The sequence below is a fragment of the Bradyrhizobium sp. 191 genome (assembly GCF_023100985.1).
Lineage (GTDB): Bacteria > Pseudomonadota > Alphaproteobacteria > Rhizobiales > Xanthobacteraceae > Bradyrhizobium > Bradyrhizobium diversitatis.
On the sequence record NZ_CP064692.1, the window covers coordinates 520344 to 538908 of the forward strand.

Sequence of the window (18565 nt, forward strand, 5' to 3'; positions counted from 1 at the left end):
GATCTGGCTATGGCAGATTGCGCTGGAATCTGCTTCTTCTTGAACGATTTCGCCGGAAACGAGGGGCAGCCATGTTTCACTGGTGTACGGACGAGGTGGAGCCACACGACCGTTTCGAGTATTGGCGCGAGGTGCGCGCCAAGGGATTGTTCGGCGTTACCGCCGAGCTCGAACGCGAGCGGCGAACGAACTTCTTCGGCGAGTTCTCGCTGCGCCAGCTTGGCGGGGCCGGCCTCGTCGAGCTGAAGGCCTCGCCCTACGCGGTCGAGCGCAGCGCGTCCGACATCGCCAACGCCCCGGGTGACGCAATCTGCGTCTACCAGCAGCTCGGCAGCGGCGGCTGGTTCGGCGGCATGCGCACAAGCGACTTTTCGATCGCCAACGGCAGCTTCGCCACCAGCCATACCGACCTGCCTTACCGCACCGCGCCGCAGGGCGCCGGGGGCTTCCACCTGCGGATCCTGAAGATTCCCGTGAGCAGCATCCCGACACAGGACAAGCGCATGCGCGAGCTTGCGCCCCGGACGTTCAACGATCCGACCCTGGCGCCCCTGCTCGCTGCCTGCTTTGCCGACCTCGATGAGGCCGCCGCGGATGATGCTGCCGCCGCGGATGCGCCCCCTCTCGTCCAGACTTCCCTGGTTCAAGCTTTGGCCCATCTGGCGCTGATCGAGCGCGGCATCGTGCGGCCCGGCAGCCGGCGCGGCCAGGCCGCGCTGCGAACGGCCCGCCTGTCGCAGGCCCGGCGCCTGATCGCACGCCACCTGCAAAACCCAAACCTGACGCCGGCCATGGTGGCCGACCTGCTCGGCGTGTCCGTGCGTCACCTGCATATGCTGTTCGAGACAGCCGAGAAGAGCTTCTCGCAGACCTTGACCGACGAGCGCCTGAAACAGAGCCGCCGCCTGATGCGCGAGGCGCCGGAGCGGATGATCGCCGACATCGCGGCCTCCTGCGGCTTCGAGAGCCTGGCGACCTATTACCGGGTCTTCAACGCCGCCTATGGCATGGCGCCCGGAGACTTCCGGGCCAGGGGTTCGGATGGCCTTTAGCCCGTCGTTCGGCGATTGCCGCCGGACCGCGGGCAGAGCGGAAAATCCCAGCAGCGCCCGCGATTTGGGCAAAAACCTCAGGTTTTTTAGAGCCTTCCCGCGCCTGCTCCATTGACTTTGGCCAATTCCCCCCTATGTTCCAGTGCGACGCGGCTCAGATCGACGAGCGATTCCTGAGCCTTGCGCTTTGTTCGCGTGAGTCAGCACCCCCAGCTTCTTCGAGAGCGCGCCGTTTCGGGGTGGAACGCGACAGCCTTAATTACCCTCGATTCCGAACGGCGGTTTCGACCAGAGGCTCAATGTCCTTTTCAAATCTCGGACTATCCGAAAAAGTCCTCGCCGCAGTGGCGGCCACCGGTTACACCAATCCCACCCCCATCCAGGAACAGGCGATCCCTCACGTCCTCGCACGCAAGGATGTGCTCGGCATCGCCCAGACCGGCACCGGCAAGACCGCGGCCTTCGTGCTGCCGATGCTCACCATCCTCGAGAAGGGCAGAGCCCGGGCGCGCATGCCGCGCACCCTGATCCTCGAGCCGACCCGCGAGCTTGCGGCCCAGGTGAAGGAAAACTTCGACCGCTACGGCGCCGGCCAGAAACTCAACGTCGCCCTCCTGATCGGCGGCGTCTCCTTCGGCGATCAGGATGCCAAGCTGATGCGCGGCGTCGACGTGCTGATCGCAACCCCCGGCCGCCTGCTCGACCACACCGAGCGCGGCGGCCTGCTGCTCACCGGCGTCGAGCTGCTCGTCATCGACGAGGCCGACCGCATGCTGGACATGGGCTTCATTCCCGACATCGAGCGCGTCTGCAAGCTCGTCCCCTTCACCCGGCAAACCCTGTTCTTCACCGCAACGATGCCCCCGGAAATCCGGCGCATCACCGAAGCCTTCCTGCACAATCCGCAGAAGATCGAGGTCTCCAGGCCCGCCACCACCGCCGTCACCGTCACGCAAGCCCAGGTACCTGCCGGACGCGAGGCGCATGAGAAGCGCGAGCTGCTTCGCCGTCTGCTTCGCGAGGCCAAGGACCTCAAGAACGCGATCATCTTCTGCAATCGCAAGCGCGAGGTCGCCATCGTTCACAAGTCGCTTCAGAAGCACGGCTTCAGTGTCGGCGCACTGCACGGCGACATGGACCAGTCGGCCCGCACGGCCGCACTCGAACAGTTCCGAAAGGGTGAGCTGCCGCTGCTCGTCGCCTCCGACGTCGCCGCCCGCGGCCTCGATATTCCCGAAGTCAGCCACGTCTTCAATTTCGACGTTCCCCATCACGCCGACGACTACGTTCATCGTATCGGCCGCACCGGCCGCGCCGGCCGCACCGGCACCGCGATCTCGATCGTGACACCACTCGACCAGAAGTCGATGATGGCGATCGAAAAGCTGATCGGCCAGAGCATTCCGCGCGCCGAAGGCGATTACGAAGTCTCGGCCGAGGCATCCGATGCGAGCGAGCGTCCGCGCGAGCAGCGCGGCCGTGAACGTTCACGCGGCGGCCGCGGCAAGCCGCAACGCGGCCGCGACCGTGAGCGCAGCCACGAGCCGCGCGACGCGCGAGGCGAGGCAAGGCATGCTGCCGAAACGAGGCCTCCTGCGGAGCCGCGACAGCCCGCCGAATCACGGCATCGGTCTGACGACAAGCGCCGGGCGGAGCCGCGTCACGAAGCGCGCCAGCAAGCCAACATCTCGCATGTCCCCTCGATCGGCCGTCCCGAACCGCGCCGCCAGCGGGAAGTCGACACCGAGCCGGGCGATCACTCGCATCTGCCGGCGTTTCTGCTGCGGCCGGTACGCTCGCCCGCCGGCGCCTGAAGCGCAACGCGCTCGAGATTCCGGTTGAGCAAACCCGCGGCACACCTTATTAGACACCTTCGTGAACGTATATTTACGGGGCGTTCACGATCGTCCGTTAGCCTACGAACATAATTTAAGCATTGCTGCGGTCGGGGGCGCGCCGGCCGCTGTGGGGTATGTTCCGTGATCAAGGTGCTCGATGAACACGAACGCACGATGGCGTTCGCCGAGGTGGCGCTCGGTCAGATCCGATCGCTTCGGCAGACGGCAATTCCCCGCAACTACGAGATCTGGTACGTCTACGCCACCGGCTACAACGCGCCGCTCAACAAGATCATCAACGAGACGCTGGCGCGCAGCGGCAAGCTGACCGAAGCCGATCTCGAGCAGATCTACGAGACCTATCTCTCCCACATCAAGACCACCGACCGCATCGACAAGGTCGGCGCGCGCGTCATCGGCGAGATCGACGACGTGATGAAGGTCCTGGGCGACGCGCTCGGCATGACCAGCGCCTACGACGCCAGCCTGTCGGGCGCGACCGAGAAACTGTCGTCGGCCAAGAGCCGCGACCAGCTCAAGACGATCGTCGAGGCCCTGCTGCGCTCGACCAGCGAGATGCGCGAGACCAACAAGGCGCTGGAAGACCGGCTCACGCTGTCGAAGAACGAGATCAGCAATCTCCAGCAGAGCCTGGAAGCGATTCGCGCCGAGAGCCTGACCGATCCCCTCACCGGCCTCGGCAACCGCAAATATTTCGACCGCATGATCGGCATGGCCGTGCAGAACGCGCTCGCCTCGGGCGAGCCGCTCTCGCTGCTGCTGTTCGACATCGATCACTTCAAGTCGTTCAACGATTCCTACGGCCATCTCACCGGCGACCAGGTGCTGCGGCTCGTCGGCCTTTCGATGAAGCAGACCATCAAGGGCCAGGATATCACCGCACGCTATGGCGGCGAGGAATTCGCGGTCGTGCTGCCGAACACCGCGCTGCGCCAGGCTCTCACCGTGGCCGACCACATCCGTCGCGCCGTGATGGCGAAGGAATTGAAGAAGAAATCGACCGGCGAGATCCTCGGCCGCGTCACCATCTCCGTCGGAGTCTCCATGCTGAGGGAGGGCGACGACACCGACGCGCTGATCGAGCGTGCGGATGCCTGCCTCTACGCCGCCAAGCGCAATGGCCGCAACCGCGTGATCTGCGAAGCCGATCCGGAATACGCGGCCGAGACACCCAGCCGCGTGGCGTGAGGCCCAATCCATTTATCGATGTCATTCCGGGGCGCGCCTCTTGGGCGCGAGCCCGGAATCCATACTCACGATGGTGGTTATGGATTCCGGGCTCCCGGCTACGCCGCGCCCCGGAATGACGGCGACAATGGAGCATAGTTTGGCTTGATTGGCGGGTCCGCCTCCGCGCTACGACCTGCGGCGGACGCGTCGCTCGGTCCCAGCTTTCTCAGTCCGCCGCTTCCTAGCCTCGGCCTTTCTCGGCTGCGCTTTCTTCGCCGCCGTCTTTTTCGCCGCGTTCTTCGCCTTAGGCCGCTTCTTCACCTTGGCGCGTTGGGCTGCGGCGAGGGCCGCCCTCGCCCATTGTGCAAGCTCTGCGGAATCGTCGAACAGGCGAGCGGGCAGTTCCCAGTAGGAGTTGACCACCACGGTTTTGGCGCGGGTCGAATACTGGAACGGCTTTGAGCCTTCGGCCTCGAAGTCCGGAATGGTCGTTTCGTCGGCGCGGAAGAACAGGCCGGCGCGCAGGGACAGCGCGAAATTGACGCCGTCGGCGGAGATGCCGTAGCCCGAGAACATCTTGCGGATGGTGACGGGGCCAAAATCGGCGAACAGGTCGATCAGGAATTCGCGGTCCATACGCACCCTCGTGCCCCGGACGCAGCGCAGCGTGTAGCGATGCGCTGCTGAGCCGGGGCCCAGTCCCTCTGCGACGGGAAGTATAGCGTGGGTCCCGGCTCTGCGCAGCAGCGCCATAAGCGCGTTTACGCGCGTCTTCGACGCGCTATGACGCTGCAGCGCGTCCGGGACACGAGACGGGAGAGTTGAGCTAATTACCCGTCGATCTTGGCCGGACGCAGCTCGACCGACTCGCCGCAGCCGCAGGCGGAGACCTGGTTGGGATTGTTGAAGACGAACTGCGCCTGCATCTTGTCGGCCTTGTAGTCCATCTCGGTGCCGAGCAGGAACAGCACGGCCTTGGGATCGACCAGGATCTTGACGCCCTTGTCCTCGACGACCTCGTCGGTCGGCCGGATCTCGTGGGCGTATTCGACCGTGTAGGACTGACCGGCACAGCCGCCATTCTTCACGCCGACGCGGAGACCTACGATCTCGGAATCGGCACGCTGGGTCAGCTCGCTGATGCGCTGGGCGGCGGCGTCCGTCAGCCGCATCACCTGCGGGCGCGGCCGCCGTGACTTCGGGGTGGATGCTGGTGTCGAGCCTGACGAAATTTGGGTCATATCAGTGATGTGGTCCGTTGCGGCGCGAATTCAATGCCGGTGGTGGCGTCACCACATGTTGAGCACGAGCCGCGCCTCGTCGCTCATGCGTTCCGGCGACCACGGCGGCTCCCAGACGACCTTGACGTCGACCACGCCGACGCCAGGGACGCTGGCGACCGCGTTCTCGACCATGGTCGGCAGTTCGCCGGCGGCCGGACAGTTCGGCGTCGTCAGCGTCATCAGCACGTCGACCGAGCGGTCGTCCTTGATCTCGACCTTGTAGATCAGGCCGAGCTCGTAGATGTCGGCCGGAATCTCTGGATCGAAGACGGTCTTGAGCCCGGCGATGATCTCGGTGGTCAGACGCTCGGTCTCCTCCGGCGGCAGCGCCGAGTGGGTCTCCATCGGATTGGCTTTGATTTCGGCCGTGTCACTCATGCGAACAAATCCCGCGCCTTCAGCAGCGCCTGTGCCAGATGATCGACTTCTTCCCGCGTATTATACATGCCGAACGAGGCGCGGCATGTCGCCGTCACGTTGAACCGCTCTAAAAGCGGCATCACGCAATGGGTGCCGGCGCGTACCGCGATGCCCTGGCGGTCGATCACGGTCGCGACGTCGTGGGCGTGCGCGCCCTTGAGCTCGAAGGAGATCACCGGGCCCTTGCCCCGCGCCGTGCCGATCAGCCGCAGCGAGTTGATCTCGCGCAGCTTCTCCTGGGCATAGGTGGTGAGATCGTGCTCGTGCGCGGCGATGCGCTCCTTGCCGATCGAATTGACGTAGTCGATGGCGGCGCCAAGGCCGACGGCCTCGACGATGGGCGGGGTGCCGGCCTCGAACTTGTGGGGCGGGTCGCCATAGGTGACGATGTCGCGCGAGACCTCGCGGATCATCTCGCCGCCGCCATTGTAGGGGCGCATCGCGACGAGGTGGTCGTACTTGGCCCAGAGCACGCCGATGCCGGTCGGGCCATACACTTTGTGACCGGTAAAGACGTAGAAGTCGCAGCCGATGTCCTGGACGTCGACCGGCAGATGCACCGCGCCCTGGCTGCCGTCGACGAGCACGGGAATGCCGCGGGCGTGGGCGATCCTCACGACCTCCTTGACCGGCACGATGGTGCCGAGCGCATTCGACATCTGCGTGATCGCGACAAGTCGGGTCTTCGGCGTCAGCAGCTTCTCGAACTCGTCGATGAGGAAATTGCCCTCGTCGTCGACCGGCGCCCATTTGATCACGGCACCCTGGCGTTCCCTGAGGAAGTGCCACGGCACGATGTTGGAGTGGTGCTCCATGATCGAGATGACGATCTCATCGCCCTCTTTGATATTCGGCCCACCCCACGAGGACGCGACCAGGTTGATCGCCTCGGTCGCGTTGCGGGTGAAGATCACTTCTTCGGTGCGCGGCGCGTTGATGAACTGCGCCACCTTGGTACGGCCGCCCTCGTAGGCTTCGGTCGCGGCATTGGCGAGGTAGTGCAGGCCGCGATGCACGTTGGCGTATTCGCTCGCATAGGCCTGCGTCATGCGATCGAGCACCGACTGCGGCTTCTGGGCCGAGGCGGCGTTGTCGAGATAGACCAGATTCTTGCCGTAGACCTGCAAAGCGAGCGCCGGGAAATCCTGGCGCACGCGCGCGACGTCATAGGCGCCGTTCTTGACTGCCGGATGGGGGCTCATGATCGCCGCTCCAGCCAGCGCTCGGCCATGCCGATCACATGCTCGCGCAAACCATCGTCGGCGATCTGCTCGATCGCCTCGCCCACGAAGGCCTGGATCAGCAGCGCCTGGGCCTGCTTCTCCGGCAGGCCGCGCGCCTTGAGATAGAACAACAAGGTGTCGTCCAGCGCGCCGGCGGTGGCGCCGTGGCCGCAGGAGACGTCGTCGGCAAAGATCTCGAGCTCGGGCTTGTTGTCCGCCTCGGCCTCGTCCGAGAGCAGCAGCGCGCGGGTCATCATCTTGCCGTCGGTCTTCTGCGCGTCCGGACGGACGATGATGCGGCCCTGGAACACCGAATGGGCGCGGTCGTCGATCACGGCGCGGAAGATCTCGCGGCTGACGCAGTTCGGCACGGCATGGTCGACCACCAGCGTGGTGTCGCCGTGCTCGGTCTTCTGCAACAGGTTCACGCCGTTGATGGAGAGCTCGCTGCCCTCGCCCGCCAGCGTGATGAAGCCCTGCAAACGGCTGACCGCGGCGCCGCTGGTCATGTTGAAGAAATTGAGCTTGGTGTTGGCACCCACGGTGACGAACTGCGAGGTGATGTTCACCGCATCGGGCGCGTCGTCCATCAGACGGATGTGGGCGACGTCGGCGTCGTCGGCGACCGCGATAATGACGGCGTCATTGACCTGGTAGGTCTTTGCACCGGCTGCGACGAAACTCTCGATGATGGTGGCGCGGGCGCCCTTCCCGACCTTCACCTGCGAGCGAGTGAAGACCGAGACCGACGCGGCGGTCGCCACATGGACGATCTGGACCGGCGCAGAGAGCTGCGCACCATCCGCAATCGACAGCACTACGCCGTCGGTCGCCAGCGCCGCGTTCAGCGCGATGACGGCATCGGTGGATACGGTCTTCAGGACGCCGGCATCCTTCTGCAGCGCCTCCCGCAGCGTCATGAGGCTCACTTCGGATGCGAGCGCCTTCACGTCGGAGAGTTCGGCCGCGAACACGCCGTCGACCAGCACCAGCTTGCGGGCGCCTTCGATCGCATGCGCCTTCACCGCGTCCGAGGCGCGCTTCAGCGCGGCCGCATCGGGTGCAGCCGCCAGCGGTAGCACCTCGCCGACCAAGGCGCGCAGATCGGTATATTTCCATTCCTCGATCCGGCGGTGCGGCAGGCCGAGGCGCTCATAACTCTCGAACGCCTCGCGGCGCGCCGCGATCACATCAGGCGATCCCGACAAGCGGCCTTCGGCGCTGGCGAACAGGTCGCTCACCGCACGGCCGCCTCCGGTCTTTGCCACAGCAACGTTCATCTTCAAAAATCCTTACGCGGCCTCGAACTGGGCATAACCGGACGCCTCCAGCTCCAGCGCCAGCTCCTTGCCGCCGCTCTTCACGACACGGCCTCTCGACATCACGTGCACGAAATCGGGCACGATGTAGTTGAGCAGCCGCTGATAGTGGGTGATCACGACCATCGCGCGCCCCGGCGAGCGCAGCGCGTTGACGCCGTCGGCCGCAATGCGCAGCGCGTCGATGTCGAGACCGGAATCCATCTCGTCGAGGATGCACAGGCTCGGCTCGAACAGCGCCATCTGCAGCACCTCGTTGCGCTTCTTCTCGCCGCCGGAGAATCCGACATTGACGCCGCGCTTGAGCATGTCCTGCGGGATGTTCAGCGACTTCGAGACTTCACGGACCTTCTTGAGGAAGTCAGGCGTCGAATACTCGCTCTCGCCGCGCGCCTTGCGCTGCGCGTTCAGCGCGGTACGCAGGAAGGTCATGGTGGCAACGCCGGGAATCTCGACCGGATACTGAAATGCCAGGAACACGCCCTTCGCGGCGCGCTCCTCCGGCGCCATCTCCAGGAGATCCTCGCCCTTGAACAGGATCTGACCGTCGGTGACTTCATAGCCGGGCTTGCCGGCGATGACGTGCGAGAGCGTCGACTTGCCGGAGCCGTTCGGCCCCATGATCGCGTGCACCTCGCCTTCATTCACGGTCAGCGTCAGCCCGTGGAGGATCTCACGCTCCTCGACACGAACCTTGAGGTCTTTCACTTCAAGCAAAGCCATCATGTTTTTCCATCTATCCCCTCATCCTGAGGAGCGCTGCAAGGCGCGTCTCGAAGGATTGAGGCCAACAATCTTTCCGGTATCCATCCTTCGAGACGGCCGCTGCGCGGCCTCCTCAGGATGAGGTCCGAGCTAGCCGACCGACCCTTCCAGCGAGATCGAGATCAGCTTCTGCGCTTCCACTGCGAATTCCATCGGCAGCTGCTGCAGCACGTCCTTGACGAAGCCGTTGACGACGAGGCCGACCGCCTCTTCCTGGCTGAGCCCGCGCTGGATGCAGTAGAACAGCACGTCCTCGGAGATCTTCGAGGTGGTCGCCTCGTGCTCGAACGTCGCCGACGAGTTCTTCGCCTCGATGTAGGGCACGGTGTGCGCGCCGCATTTGTCGCCGATCAGCAGCGAATCGCAGGCCGTGAAGTTGCGCGCGCCGGTGGCTTTCCGGTGCGCCGTGACGAGGCCGCGATAGGTGTTCTGCGACTTGCCGGCGGCGATGCCCTTGGAGATGATCCGGCTCGTCGTGTTCTTGCCGAGATGGATCATCTTGGTGCCGCTATCGACCTGCTGATAGCCGTTCGAGATCGCGATCGAGTAGAACTCGCCGCGGGAATTGTCGCCGCGAAGGATGCAGCTCGGATATTTCCAGGTGATCGCAGACCCGGTCTCGACCTGGGTCCAGGAGATCTTGGAATTGTTGCCGCGGCAGTCGCCACGCTTGGTGACGAAATTGTAGATACCGCCCTTGCCTTCGGCATTGCCGGGATACCAGTTCTGCACCGTCGAATATTTGATCTCGGCGTCGTCATGGGCGACGAGCTCGACCACGGCGGCGTGCAGCTGGTTCTCGTCGCGCTGCGGCGCGGTGCAGCCTTCGAGATAGGAGACGTAGGCGCCCTTGTCGGCGATGATCAGCGTGCGCTCGAACTGGCCGGTGTTGCGCTCGTTGATGCGGAAATAGGTCGACAGCTCCATCGGGCAGCGCACGCCCGGCGGCACGTAGACGAACGAACCGTCGGAGAACACCGCCGAATTGAGCGTCGCGTAGAAATTGTCCGAGGTCGGCACCACCGATCCCAGATATTTCTGCACCAGTTCAGGATGCTCGCGGATCGCCTCCGAGATCGGCATGAAGATCACGCCGGCCTTCTTCAGCTCGGCCTTGAAGGTGGTCGCAACCGAGACCGAATCGAACACCGCGTCGACCGCGATCTTGCGGCGGGCCGGGTCCTCTTCGCCGGGCTTCGGCTCGACGCCTTCGAGCATGGCGACTTCCCGCAAGGGGATGCCGAGCTTCTCGTAGGTTTTGAGGATCTCCGGATCGATCTCGTCGAGCGAGGAGATCGTCTTCTTCGGCTTCGGCGCCGCGTAGTAATAGAGGTCCTGGAAGTCGATCTTGGGATAGTCGACCCTAGCCCAGGTCGGCTCCGTCATGGTCAGCCAGCGCCGATAGGCTTCCAGCCGCCATTGCAGCATCCAGGCGGGCTCGTTCTTCTTCTCGGAGATGAACTTGACGGTTTCTTCCGACAGACCCTTGGGGGCCTTGTCGGACTCGATCAGGGTCTCAAACCCATAACGATACTGGTCGACGTCGATGCGCTTCACGCGCTCGACCGTCTCTTGTACGGCTGGCATTCCATCCTCCGCTCGCGGTTTCAAGGACCGCGGTGGATCAAACTCGGTCGAGTATTACGATATTTCTCTGCGGAAAGCACGGGCTTAGAACCATTCGAGCCGTGTTTCGTCGCTTAGCCCTTAAGTAGGGTATTACCAAGCTTTCGCCAAGCCTCTAACGCCCTATTGATGTCTTCTGGTCCCGTGGACCAGCCCAAACTGAGCCGCACCGCTCCCTGGGCGACCGCGGGGTCATAGCCCATGGCCGACAGGACGTGGGACGGCTGGACCTTGCCAGAGGAGCAGGCGGAGCCGGAGGAGACCGCGATCCCCTCCAGGTCGAAGCCAATCACGGCGGTTTCGGCCTTCAGATCGGGTGCGGTGAAGAGCAAGGTGTTTGACAAGCGTTCCACGTCGTCCGAGAAGACCGTCACCCTGGCAACGCCACGCAGGCCATTTTCCAAACGATTTCTAAGAGTTGCCATGCGCTTCACATCCTCCGGTAGAGCCTGAAGCGCGGCTTTCACCGCCGCCCCGAAGCCGGCGACCCCCGCGACATTCTCGGTTCCGGCCCGACGGCTGAGCTCCTGCCCGCCGCCCCGCAGCACCGGCTCCAGGCCGACGATCCCCTCGGCCATCACCAATGCGCCGACCCCCTTGGGGCCGCCGATCTTGTGCGCAGAAAAGGTGGCAAGGTCTGCCCCTACCTTATTGATATCGAACGGGATTTTACCAAGCACCTGGATTGCATCGACGTGCAGGAGGCCGCCGGCCCGATGGGCGACGCTTGCGGCCTCAGCGACGGGCTGGAGCGCGCCGGTCTCGTTATTGGCGGCCATGATTGAAACCAGAGCTGGCGGGCCGTCCTTGAGCTCTGCCTTCAGATCCTCGAGGTCGACCACGCCGGAGCGCGTGACCCGGATCAAGCCGATCCTGTCCGGCGGGAACCGGCCGCCGGCCAGCACCGAAGCATGCTCGACCGCCGAGACCAGCAGCCGCTCGACGGGGCCGCCCGAGGGCCCCCGCAGACCCGGCGAGAGCGCCAGCGCATTGGCCTCGGTTCCAGCGGAGGTGAAGATAACGTTCCGTGGCAGCGCGCCGACTGCGGCCGCAAGCGCGGCGCGCGCCTCCTCGACCAACCGTCGCGCCTCCCGCCCTTCGGCATGGACCGATGACGGATTGCCGACGAGGTCATAGGCCGCAACCATCGCCGCCCGCGCCTCGGGGCGCAGCGGCGTAGTCGCGTTCCAGTCGAGATAGACACGTGTCGGCATCTCGCTCTCTTAACACCTTTTGCCAGCGGGCCAACCGGACGGAGCGCATCAGGCCGGCTTATGCCGCTCCGTCCTGAGAACCGTCCGCGGCACCGGCCGCAATCCGAACAGCGGCCGCAGGCAGGCGATGCGCCGGACGATTTCATAGGTCGTCACACATGTGAGTGCGGTCCCAATAATAACGATGAACGCCTCGATCCCGGCCGGCATACCGGTGCCATGCAGTTGATGCGCGATCACGATGATCGCGGTCTGATGCACGATGTAGTACGGGAAGATCGCGTCGGTCAGATAGCGACGCAAGGGACCGTCGGCTGTGAAGTAGCGCCGCGCAAAGCCCAGCACGGCTGCAATCGCGAGCCATTGGTAGCCACCATAGGCCGAGGCGGCGGCCCACTTCAGCGCCGGCGATGGCGCAAACAGACCGGCCCGAACCAGGATGAAGGCCGAGAAGCAGACGGCCGCAGCGACCAATGCCACCCAGCGCCGGGCCTCGACGTTGCGCCAGATCCCTTCCTGCTTCGCCATGAGAAAACCGATCAGGAAGGCCGTGGCGTGGTCCGCGTGGTTGTACCAGTCACCGAACAACGCATGCGTCGACGGGAAGGCCGGGAACAGCACCAGACGCCAAGCCACATACAGCAGGCACGGCACGATCAGGAGCCACGGTCCCGCGAGCAAGACGGCCAGCTTGCGGCCAAGCCAGTCGGCGCCGGCCGGCCAAAGCGCGAGCACGCCCAGCAAGGCCATCGTGTAGACCCACAGATAGACCACGAACCAGAGATGGTTCCAGGTCGGCAGCACGATGCAGGGGTTCGGACAGAACTGCGCCCCGAAGGCAAAATAGTGCCGGGCGTAGAAATCGAAAAAGCCCGCGGAATAGCCGAGGCTCTCGACGATCTGGAGGTAGGACTGCGGCGGCACGATGATGAGCATGCTGAAGATCAGCGGGATCAAGAGCCGCGCCGACCGTGCACCGGCCATCGAGGCGAGACTTGACTTGTCCAGCATGAAGCGCGTGGCAACCCCGGACACCAGAAACAGCAGCGACAGCCGCCAGGGGTTGAGGAACAGCATCACCGGTTCCAGCCAGCTGAGCCGGTGCACGCTCTTGATGTGAAATCCCCAGGACACGTAGAGCATGCCGACGTGGTAGAAGATCAGCAGCCCAAAGGCTAAAATCCGCACCCAGTCCAGATCGATGCGCCTGTCCGAGCTTTGGGATTGCTGTGGTGTTGGCATGGTATTCTGCTCCTTGACGGGACGACGAACGCGGTTTCCGGGCCATGGCTGCTGACACCGAAAATGCTCCGCCGGCGGCGCGCGTCGAGCCGGTTTGGGATCAGAATCGGACACGGGGGGACGAGCCGCCCGCGGCCGGGACGAGTCGCGGGCCTTTCGGGATCAGCGGCGGCGACCGCATGATGTTCGCAGCGATCGCGGCCGTCGCGCTCGCGATAGGAATCGTCAACGCGTTTTCGTTCGCTCAGGACGCGGCCTGGCGCGGCGACAGCTACGACATCGGCCGGCGGCTGTTCTGGGAGATGTCGAGCATTGCCGTCATCCTGCTGCTGCTGCCGATCCTGGTGCTGGCGGTCCGCCGCATGCGCCGAACGCCCGGCCTTGCCGCCCGCGCAGCAATCGGGGCGATCACCCTGCTCGGCTTTTCGGCGCTCCACATCAGCGGCATGGTCTGGGTGCGGAAGCTTGCGCTCTGGCTCGCAGGAGGCGCCTACGATTTCCGTTTCTCGCTTGCGACGGTCCTTTACGAATTCCGCAAGGATGCCGTGGCGGCTGTCCTGATCGCCGGCACGATCTGGCTGCTCGAAAGCCGCCGCGAGCTGAAGAGCGCCGCGGCCGCTCCGCCGGCACCACCGCCCCCCCAACAGGCTTCATCGCCGGATGTGATCTGGCTGCGCGATGGCGCGAGCCGCATTCGCGTGGTGCCGCGCGAGATCCTCTGGGTCGCCTCCGCCGGTAACTACATCGAGTACAGCCTCGCCGACGGCACCCAGCACCTCATTCGGGGCACGCTGGCAGCCGCGGAAAGCGAGCTGGCGCGTTTTTCCATCGTCCGCGTTCATCGGACGAGGCTTGCCAATCTCGACCGGGTGCGCGGCGTGGACCTCAAGCCTTCAGGAGACTTCGAGCTCGCCTTCGACAACGGCCAGACGCTCGGCGGCAGCCGGCGTTACCGGCGGGCGGCCGCCTCGCTCGGAAGTCGAACCGCCCCGGCGGGAATCACCACCGACGATCGACCGGCGAAACAGTCGTGATTCCAATTGGTTGAGCGCTGCCCTGTGGCAGCGCGGCCGGCTCCTGCCGTTCTCCCGTTGAACTCGGGCAGGTCCCGATCAGGGGCGACAGGCCGAAGATGACGCTGCCATGACTGGCTAAGCTGTTGAGCCCATTGAGAGATGTCGAAGAAGCTTGCTTTTTGACCCTTGCCTCGTGTTAGAACGCGCGCGTCAGTTCACCTGCGCGCCACTCGCGCATCATCCGAGGGCGCGCCTCTCCACCCTCATTCGTGCTCCGGTCGGTCGCAACGCTGATGGAGCCACAGTCGGTTGATTGCGCAGGGATCACCTCCAAGGGACTTAAATCAGAGACATCCATGCCTGAAGTCATTTTTACCGGCCCTGCGGGCCGTCTCGAAGGCCGCTATCACCCGGCCAAGCAGAAGAACGCGCCGATCGCGATGATCCTGCATCCGCATCCGCAGTTCCACGGCACGATGAACCATCAGATCGTGTACCAGTGCTACTACGCCTTCGCGCATCGCGGCTTCTCGGTGCTGCGCTTCAATTTCCGCGGCGTCGGCCGCAGCCAGGGCTCGTTCGACCACGGCACCGGCGAATTGTCGGATGCAGCCGCCGCGCTCGACTGGGCGCAGACCATCAATCCCGAAGCGCGCGCCTGCTGGGTCGCAGGCTTCTCCTTCGGCGCCTGGATCGGCATGCAGCTCCTGATGCGCCGCCCCGAGGTCGAAGGCTTCATCTCGATCGCGCCGCCCGCGAACCTCTACGACTTCTCGTTCCTCGCGCCCTGCCCGTCGTCGGGCCTGATCGTGCATGGCGAGAAGGACGCGGTGGTGCCGCCCAAGGACGTCAACACGCTGGTCGAGAAGCTGAAGACGCAGAAGGGCATCGTGATCGACCAGCAGATCATCCCCGGGGCCAACCATTTCTTCGACGCCAAGCTCGAGCCTTTGATGGAGACCATCACGGCGTATTTGGACATGCGTCTCGCCAACGTGCGGTGAAGGATGCAGCTCAAGCCAGCTTGAGCGCGACGATCCCTATCAGCACGGCGACATCGGCGCGCGCTCAGGCCGCAAGCTTGAGCAGATGCGCGTCGTGCCGCACGAGGAAGGCGCGCAGCAATTGCGGATAGTCCGCGCCGACGGCGCTGCGCACACTCGGACGTTTCGCGAGCTCGGCCCGCCACGCACGAACTTTCGGCACATCGCGGAAGATGCCGTGCTCGGTCAGTTCGTCGAACAGATCGAAATAGCGGAAGATCGGCGCGAACACGGCGTCGACGAGACTGAACGCCCCGCCGGCAAAGAAGGGACCTGTGCCGAGCGCGGCCTCGACGCGCGCAAATTTCGCAACGAGCGCCTGACGCTTGTTCTCGAAGGTCGCCGGATCGCTTGTGGTTTCCACGCCCCAGAGATCGCCGAGGATCGCCGAGCCGAACTCCATCCAGGCGCGATGCTCGGCCCGCTTGAGAGCATCCGCCGGATGCAGCCGCGCACCGCCTTGCGTCTCCTCGATGTACTCGCAGATCACGTTGCTCTCGAATAGCGCGACCTCGCCCTTCTCCGTCGTCACCACCAGCACCGGCACCTTGCCGAGCGGCGAAAGCTTCAAGAACCAGTCGGGCTTGCTGGCGAGATCGATGTCGATCCGCTCGAACGGCACGCCCTTCTCCTCGAGCGCGATCACGGCGCGCTGCACGTAGGGACAAAGCTTGTGGCTGATCAGTTTGAGCGAGGCGGTCATGGCGTCATCCCGGCGGCTAGATGCAGATGCATCCAATCTAGATGCATTTGCATGCACTTGTCAAGATCAATGCATCTGCATTAATTGGCCGCGATCTCAGGGCCGCGCCATGACCCCACCCGTCATCGGCATCGGCACGCCCGTGGTCGCCGGATAGGACAACGGCAGACCTTTCATGCCGCGGACGGCGAGGAAGCCGAAGGCCTGCGCCTCGATGGCATCGGAGGCCCAGCCGAGCGTCTCGGCGGCCTCGACCGTGGCTGACCCCACCCGCTCCCGCAGCATCCGCAGCATGGTGAGGTTGCGGGCGCCACCGCCGCAGACGATCCAGCTCCGTGGCCGCCGTGGCAACAACGGGATGACACGGGCGATCGCCGCCGCGGTGAAGGCGGTCAGGGTCGCAGCGCCATCGGCCGGCGCGACGTCGCCGAGCTTCAGGGCGGCAAAATCGTTGCGGTCGAGCGATTTCGGCGGCGGCAGCGCGAAGAACGGCAGCTCCAGTGCCCGCGCGATCCAGGCTTCGTCCACCTTGCCGAGCGCTGCGAATTTGCCTTCTGCATCGAACGCCTGGTTCATGGTGCGGTACATGAAGTCGTCCAGCAGCGCATTGCCCGGGCCGGTGTCACAGGCAATCAGCGCCTCGTTGCCGTCGATATAGGTCACGTTGGAGACCCCGCCGATGTTGACCACGACGATCGGCCCCTCGCGCTGCAGCGATTGGACCAGCGCCCGGTGGTAGACCGGCACGAAGGGCGCGCCCTGCCCGCCGGCCTCGACGTCGGCCGCGCGGAAATCATACATGACGGGAATATGGATCGCCCTGGCCAGTGCCGGCCCATCGCCGATCTGCACCGTCAGCCGCTTCTCGGGCCGGTGCAGCACGGTCTGGCCGTGGAAGCCGACGATGTCGATGTCCTCCGGTCTCATGCGGTTCTGGGCGAGGAAGGCGGTGACCGCCTCGGCATGGGCCCGCGTCACCGCACGCTCGGCATCGGCCAGTATGCCCGGGCGGACGTCGCGTTGCTGCAGATGCACGGCCTCGCTCAGCGCCTGGCGCAGCAGGTTGCGCTCGGCCGGGCTGTAGGCTCGGTAGCCGGTCGGCCCGAACGCCTTCACCTGTTTTCCGTCGGTTTCGATCAATGCGACATCGACCCCGTCCAGCGAGGTGCCGCTCATGAGACCGAGTGCCGTCAACATCATGGATCAGCGTCCTCAAGAGACCCGCCCTGGCCTGCCGATCTTGTGCCAGAGGGACACATCTTATAATGCCAACGCGCCAAGTGGCGGGCGGCCAATCGGGTTCCCACGCAAGACCCTTAAATTGCTCCCGAAACAGTAAACCAAGAATTGTTGGGCATGCCGACAGATGACTGCATTTAAATCGGATTTCCTCAATATCCTGCAGGAACGAGGATTCATCCACCAGTGCTCCGATGTCGAGGGGCTGGATGCGCTCGCCGCCAAGGGCGAGGCCATCGCCTATGTCGGCTACGATTGCACCGCCCGCTCGCTGCACATCGGCAATTACCTGACCATGATGATGCTGCACTGGCTCCAGCAGTCCGGCAACAAGCCGATCACGCTGATGGGTGGCGGCACCACCATGGTGGGCGACCCATCCGGCAAGGACGAGACGCGCGCGATGCGCACCGTCGCCGAGATCGAGGCCAACAAGGAATCGATCCGCGGCGTGTTCGCAAAGGTGCTCCGTTATGGCGAGGGCAAGAGCGACGCCATCATGCTCGACAATGCGGAGTGGCTGACCAGGCTGAACTGGATCGAGATGCTGCGCGACGTCGGCCGGCACTTCTCGGTCAACCGCATGTTGACCATGGACTCCGTGCGGCTGCGTCTCGAGCGCGAGCAGGAGATGAGCTTCATCGAGTTCAACTACATGGTCTGCCAGGCCTACGACTTCGTCGAGCTGGCCAAGCGCACCGGTTGCCGCCTCCAGATGGGCGGCTCGGACCAGTGGGGCAACATCATCATGGGCGTCGATCTCGGCCGCCGCATGGGCACGCACCAGCTGTTCGCGCTGACGACGCCGCTGCTGACGACCGCGTCGGGCGCCAAGATGGGCAAGACCGCGCAAGGCGCGGTGTGGCTCAATGCCGACCAGTTCTCGCCCTATGACTTCTGGCAATATTGGCGCAACACCGAGGACGCCGATGTCGGCAAGTTCCTGAAGCTGTTCACGACGCTGCCGATCGCCGAGATCAGGAAGCTCGAGGCGCTCGGCGGCTCGGAGATCAACGAGGCCAAGAAGGTCCTCGCGACCGAGGCAACCGCGCTGCTGCACGGCCGCGACGCCGCGAACGAAGCGGCGGAGACCGCGCGCCGCACCTTCGAGGAAGGCGCGCTCGCCGAAAGCCTGCCGACGGTGGAAATTCCGCGTGGCGAGCTGGACGCCGGCCTCGGCGTGCTCAACGCCTTCGTCAAGGCAGGCCTCGTTGCCTCCAACGGCGAAGCCCGACGGCAGATCAAGGGCGGCGGCCTGCGCGTCAACGACGCGCCAATTACCGACGAGAAGATGGCGCTGTCGACGGGCAATCTGACTCCGGAAGGCGTGATCAAGCTGTCCTTCGGCAAGAAGAAGCACGTACTCATCAAGCCTGCATAGGCGTATGAGC

At 64.6% G+C, this 18565-nt stretch carries 17 protein-coding genes; 6 read left to right on the top strand and 11 right to left on the bottom strand.

The genetic code is table 11. The features are described 5' to 3' along the window. The first annotated feature begins 71 nt into the window (after window positions 1-71). From IVB23_RS02440 to IVB23_RS02450, 3 genes are all read left to right on the top strand, one after another. On the top strand, window positions 72-1052 hold the full coding sequence (locus tag IVB23_RS02440; protein ID WP_247802374.1) for a helix-turn-helix domain-containing protein: 981 nt from the start codon (window positions 72-74) through the stop codon (window positions 1050-1052). A gap of 299 nt (window positions 1053-1351) precedes the next feature. After that, complete coding sequence (locus IVB23_RS02445) at window positions 1352-2866, top strand: DEAD/DEAH box helicase (RefSeq protein WP_247802375.1); 1515 nt, start codon at window positions 1352-1354, stop codon at window positions 2864-2866. A 165-nt stretch (window positions 2867-3031) separates the two neighbouring features. Continuing rightward, the gene (locus IVB23_RS02450) at window positions 3032-4099 is read left to right on the top strand and encodes a GGDEF domain-containing protein (protein ID WP_061880365.1); all 1068 of its coding nucleotides are present in this window, start codon (window positions 3032-3034) and stop codon (window positions 4097-4099) included. A gap of 168 nt (window positions 4100-4267) precedes the next feature. Here IVB23_RS02450 and IVB23_RS02455 read toward each other — a convergent pair whose 3' ends face one another. From IVB23_RS02455 to IVB23_RS02495, 9 genes are all read right to left on the bottom strand, one after another. Further along, window positions 4268-4717, bottom strand: a complete 450-nt coding sequence (locus IVB23_RS02455; RefSeq protein ID WP_247802376.1) for a TfoX/Sxy family protein — start codon at window positions 4715-4717, stop codon at window positions 4268-4270. A gap of 194 nt (window positions 4718-4911) precedes the next feature. Next, a complete protein-coding gene (locus IVB23_RS02460) occupies window positions 4912-5253 on the bottom strand; it encodes an iron-sulfur cluster assembly accessory protein (protein ID WP_061880362.1) in 342 nt (113 codons plus the stop codon). A 117-nt stretch (window positions 5254-5370) separates the two neighbouring features. After that, on the bottom strand, window positions 5371-5742 hold the full coding sequence (locus IVB23_RS02465; RefSeq protein ID WP_028177247.1) for an SUF system Fe-S cluster assembly protein: 372 nt from the start codon (window positions 5740-5742) through the stop codon (window positions 5371-5373). Then, on the bottom strand, window positions 5739-6986 hold the full coding sequence (locus IVB23_RS02470) for a cysteine desulfurase (protein ID WP_061880361.1): 1248 nt from the start codon (window positions 6984-6986) through the stop codon (window positions 5739-5741). The genes IVB23_RS02465 and IVB23_RS02470 overlap by 4 nt, the downstream gene beginning before the upstream one ends. Beyond that, complete coding sequence (gene sufD, locus IVB23_RS02475) at window positions 6983-8287, bottom strand: Fe-S cluster assembly protein SufD (protein ID WP_197969572.1); 1305 nt, start codon at window positions 8285-8287, stop codon at window positions 6983-6985. The genes IVB23_RS02470 and sufD overlap by 4 nt, the downstream gene beginning before the upstream one ends. 12 nt (window positions 8288-8299) lie before the next feature. Further along, window positions 8300-9049, bottom strand: coding sequence for a Fe-S cluster assembly ATPase SufC (gene sufC / locus IVB23_RS02480; RefSeq protein ID WP_061880417.1), 750 nt, complete (start codon window positions 9047-9049; stop codon window positions 8300-8302). A 132-nt stretch (window positions 9050-9181) separates the two neighbouring features. Further along, a complete protein-coding gene (sufB, locus tag IVB23_RS02485; RefSeq protein WP_061880359.1) occupies window positions 9182-10678 on the bottom strand; it encodes a Fe-S cluster assembly protein SufB in 1497 nt (498 codons plus the stop codon). Window positions 10679-10791: 113 nt separating this feature from the next. After that, window positions 10792-11931, bottom strand: a complete 1140-nt coding sequence (locus IVB23_RS02490) for a cysteine desulfurase family protein (protein WP_247802377.1) — start codon at window positions 11929-11931, stop codon at window positions 10792-10794. Window positions 11932-11979: 48 nt separating this feature from the next. Beyond that, window positions 11980-13173 carry an acyltransferase family protein gene (locus tag IVB23_RS02495; protein ID WP_247802378.1) on the bottom strand — a complete coding sequence of 398 codons (1194 nt, stop codon included), beginning with the start codon at window positions 13171-13173 and terminating at the stop codon, window positions 11980-11982. A 179-nt stretch (window positions 13174-13352) separates the two neighbouring features. Here IVB23_RS02495 and IVB23_RS02500 point away from each other — a divergent pair, with 179 nt between their 5' ends. Together IVB23_RS02500 and IVB23_RS02505 are read left to right on the top strand one after the other, a co-directional pair. Next, window positions 13353-14207: a LytTR family DNA-binding domain-containing protein gene (locus IVB23_RS02500; protein ID WP_247802379.1), complete on the top strand. Its 855-nt coding sequence runs from the start codon at window positions 13353-13355 to the stop codon at window positions 14205-14207. 338 nt (window positions 14208-14545) lie between these two features. Continuing rightward, window positions 14546-15193: an alpha/beta hydrolase gene (locus tag IVB23_RS02505; protein ID WP_024337874.1), complete on the top strand. Its 648-nt coding sequence runs from the start codon at window positions 14546-14548 to the stop codon at window positions 15191-15193. A 64-nt stretch (window positions 15194-15257) separates the two neighbouring features. On the opposite strand, the gene IVB23_RS02510 is transcribed toward IVB23_RS02505, so the two are convergent. Together IVB23_RS02510 and IVB23_RS02515 are read right to left on the bottom strand one after the other, a co-directional pair. Then, on the bottom strand, window positions 15258-15935 hold the full coding sequence (locus IVB23_RS02510) for a glutathione S-transferase family protein (protein WP_247802380.1): 678 nt from the start codon (window positions 15933-15935) through the stop codon (window positions 15258-15260). A 96-nt stretch (window positions 15936-16031) separates the two neighbouring features. Next, window positions 16032-17135 carry an anhydro-N-acetylmuramic acid kinase gene (locus IVB23_RS02515; RefSeq protein ID WP_247802381.1) on the bottom strand — a complete coding sequence of 368 codons (1104 nt, stop codon included), beginning with the start codon at window positions 17133-17135 and terminating at the stop codon, window positions 16032-16034. Window positions 17136-17301: 166 nt separating this feature from the next. Between IVB23_RS02515 and tyrS the strand changes: the two genes are divergently transcribed. Then, window positions 17302-18555 (top strand): tyrosine--tRNA ligase, encoded by a 1254-nt coding sequence (tyrS, locus tag IVB23_RS02520; RefSeq protein WP_197969575.1) that lies wholly within the window; start codon window positions 17302-17304, stop codon window positions 18553-18555. Window positions 18556-18565: the final 10 nt, after the last annotated feature.

Bases quoted from the DNA above. Each gene is read 5' to 3' on its own strand.
- IVB23_RS02445 (WP_247802375.1), top strand. From the start codon at position 1,352: ATGTCCTTTTCAAATCTCGGACTATCCGAAAAAGTCCTCGCCGCAGTG.
- sufC (WP_061880417.1), bottom strand. From the start codon at position 9,049: ATGGCTTTGCTTGAAGTGAAAGACCTCAAGGTTCGTGTCGAGGAGCGT.
- IVB23_RS02465 (WP_028177247.1), bottom strand. From the start codon at position 5,742: ATGAGTGACACGGCCGAAATCAAAGCCAATCCGATGGAGACCCACTCG.
- IVB23_RS02460 (WP_061880362.1), bottom strand. From the start codon at position 5,253: ATGCGGCTGACGGACGCCGCCGCCCAGCGCATCAGCGAGCTGACCCAG.
- IVB23_RS02515 (WP_247802381.1), bottom strand. From the start codon at position 17,135: ATGATGTTGACGGCACTCGGTCTCATGAGCGGCACCTCGCTGGACGGG.
- IVB23_RS02500 (WP_247802379.1), top strand. From the start codon at position 13,353: ATGATGTTCGCAGCGATCGCGGCCGTCGCGCTCGCGATAGGAATCGTC.
- IVB23_RS02510 (WP_247802380.1), bottom strand. From the start codon at position 15,935: ATGACCGCCTCGCTCAAACTGATCAGCCACAAGCTTTGTCCCTACGTG.
- IVB23_RS02440 (WP_247802374.1), top strand. From the start codon at position 72: ATGTTTCACTGGTGTACGGACGAGGTGGAGCCACACGACCGTTTCGAG.
- IVB23_RS02490 (WP_247802377.1), bottom strand. From the start codon at position 11,931: ATGCCGACACGTGTCTATCTCGACTGGAACGCGACTACGCCGCTGCGC.
- IVB23_RS02470 (WP_061880361.1), bottom strand. From the start codon at position 6,986: ATGAGCCCCCATCCGGCAGTCAAGAACGGCGCCTATGACGTCGCGCGC.
- IVB23_RS02455 (WP_247802376.1), bottom strand. From the start codon at position 4,717: ATGGACCGCGAATTCCTGATCGACCTGTTCGCCGATTTTGGCCCCGTC.
- IVB23_RS02505 (WP_024337874.1), top strand. From the start codon at position 14,546: ATGCCTGAAGTCATTTTTACCGGCCCTGCGGGCCGTCTCGAAGGCCGC.
- sufB (WP_061880359.1), bottom strand. From the start codon at position 10,678: ATGCCAGCCGTACAAGAGACGGTCGAGCGCGTGAAGCGCATCGACGTC.
- tyrS (WP_197969575.1), top strand. From the start codon at position 17,302: ATGACTGCATTTAAATCGGATTTCCTCAATATCCTGCAGGAACGAGGA.
- sufD (WP_197969572.1), bottom strand. From the start codon at position 8,287: ATGAACGTTGCTGTGGCAAAGACCGGAGGCGGCCGTGCGGTGAGCGAC.
- IVB23_RS02495 (WP_247802378.1), bottom strand. From the start codon at position 13,173: ATGCCAACACCACAGCAATCCCAAAGCTCGGACAGGCGCATCGATCTG.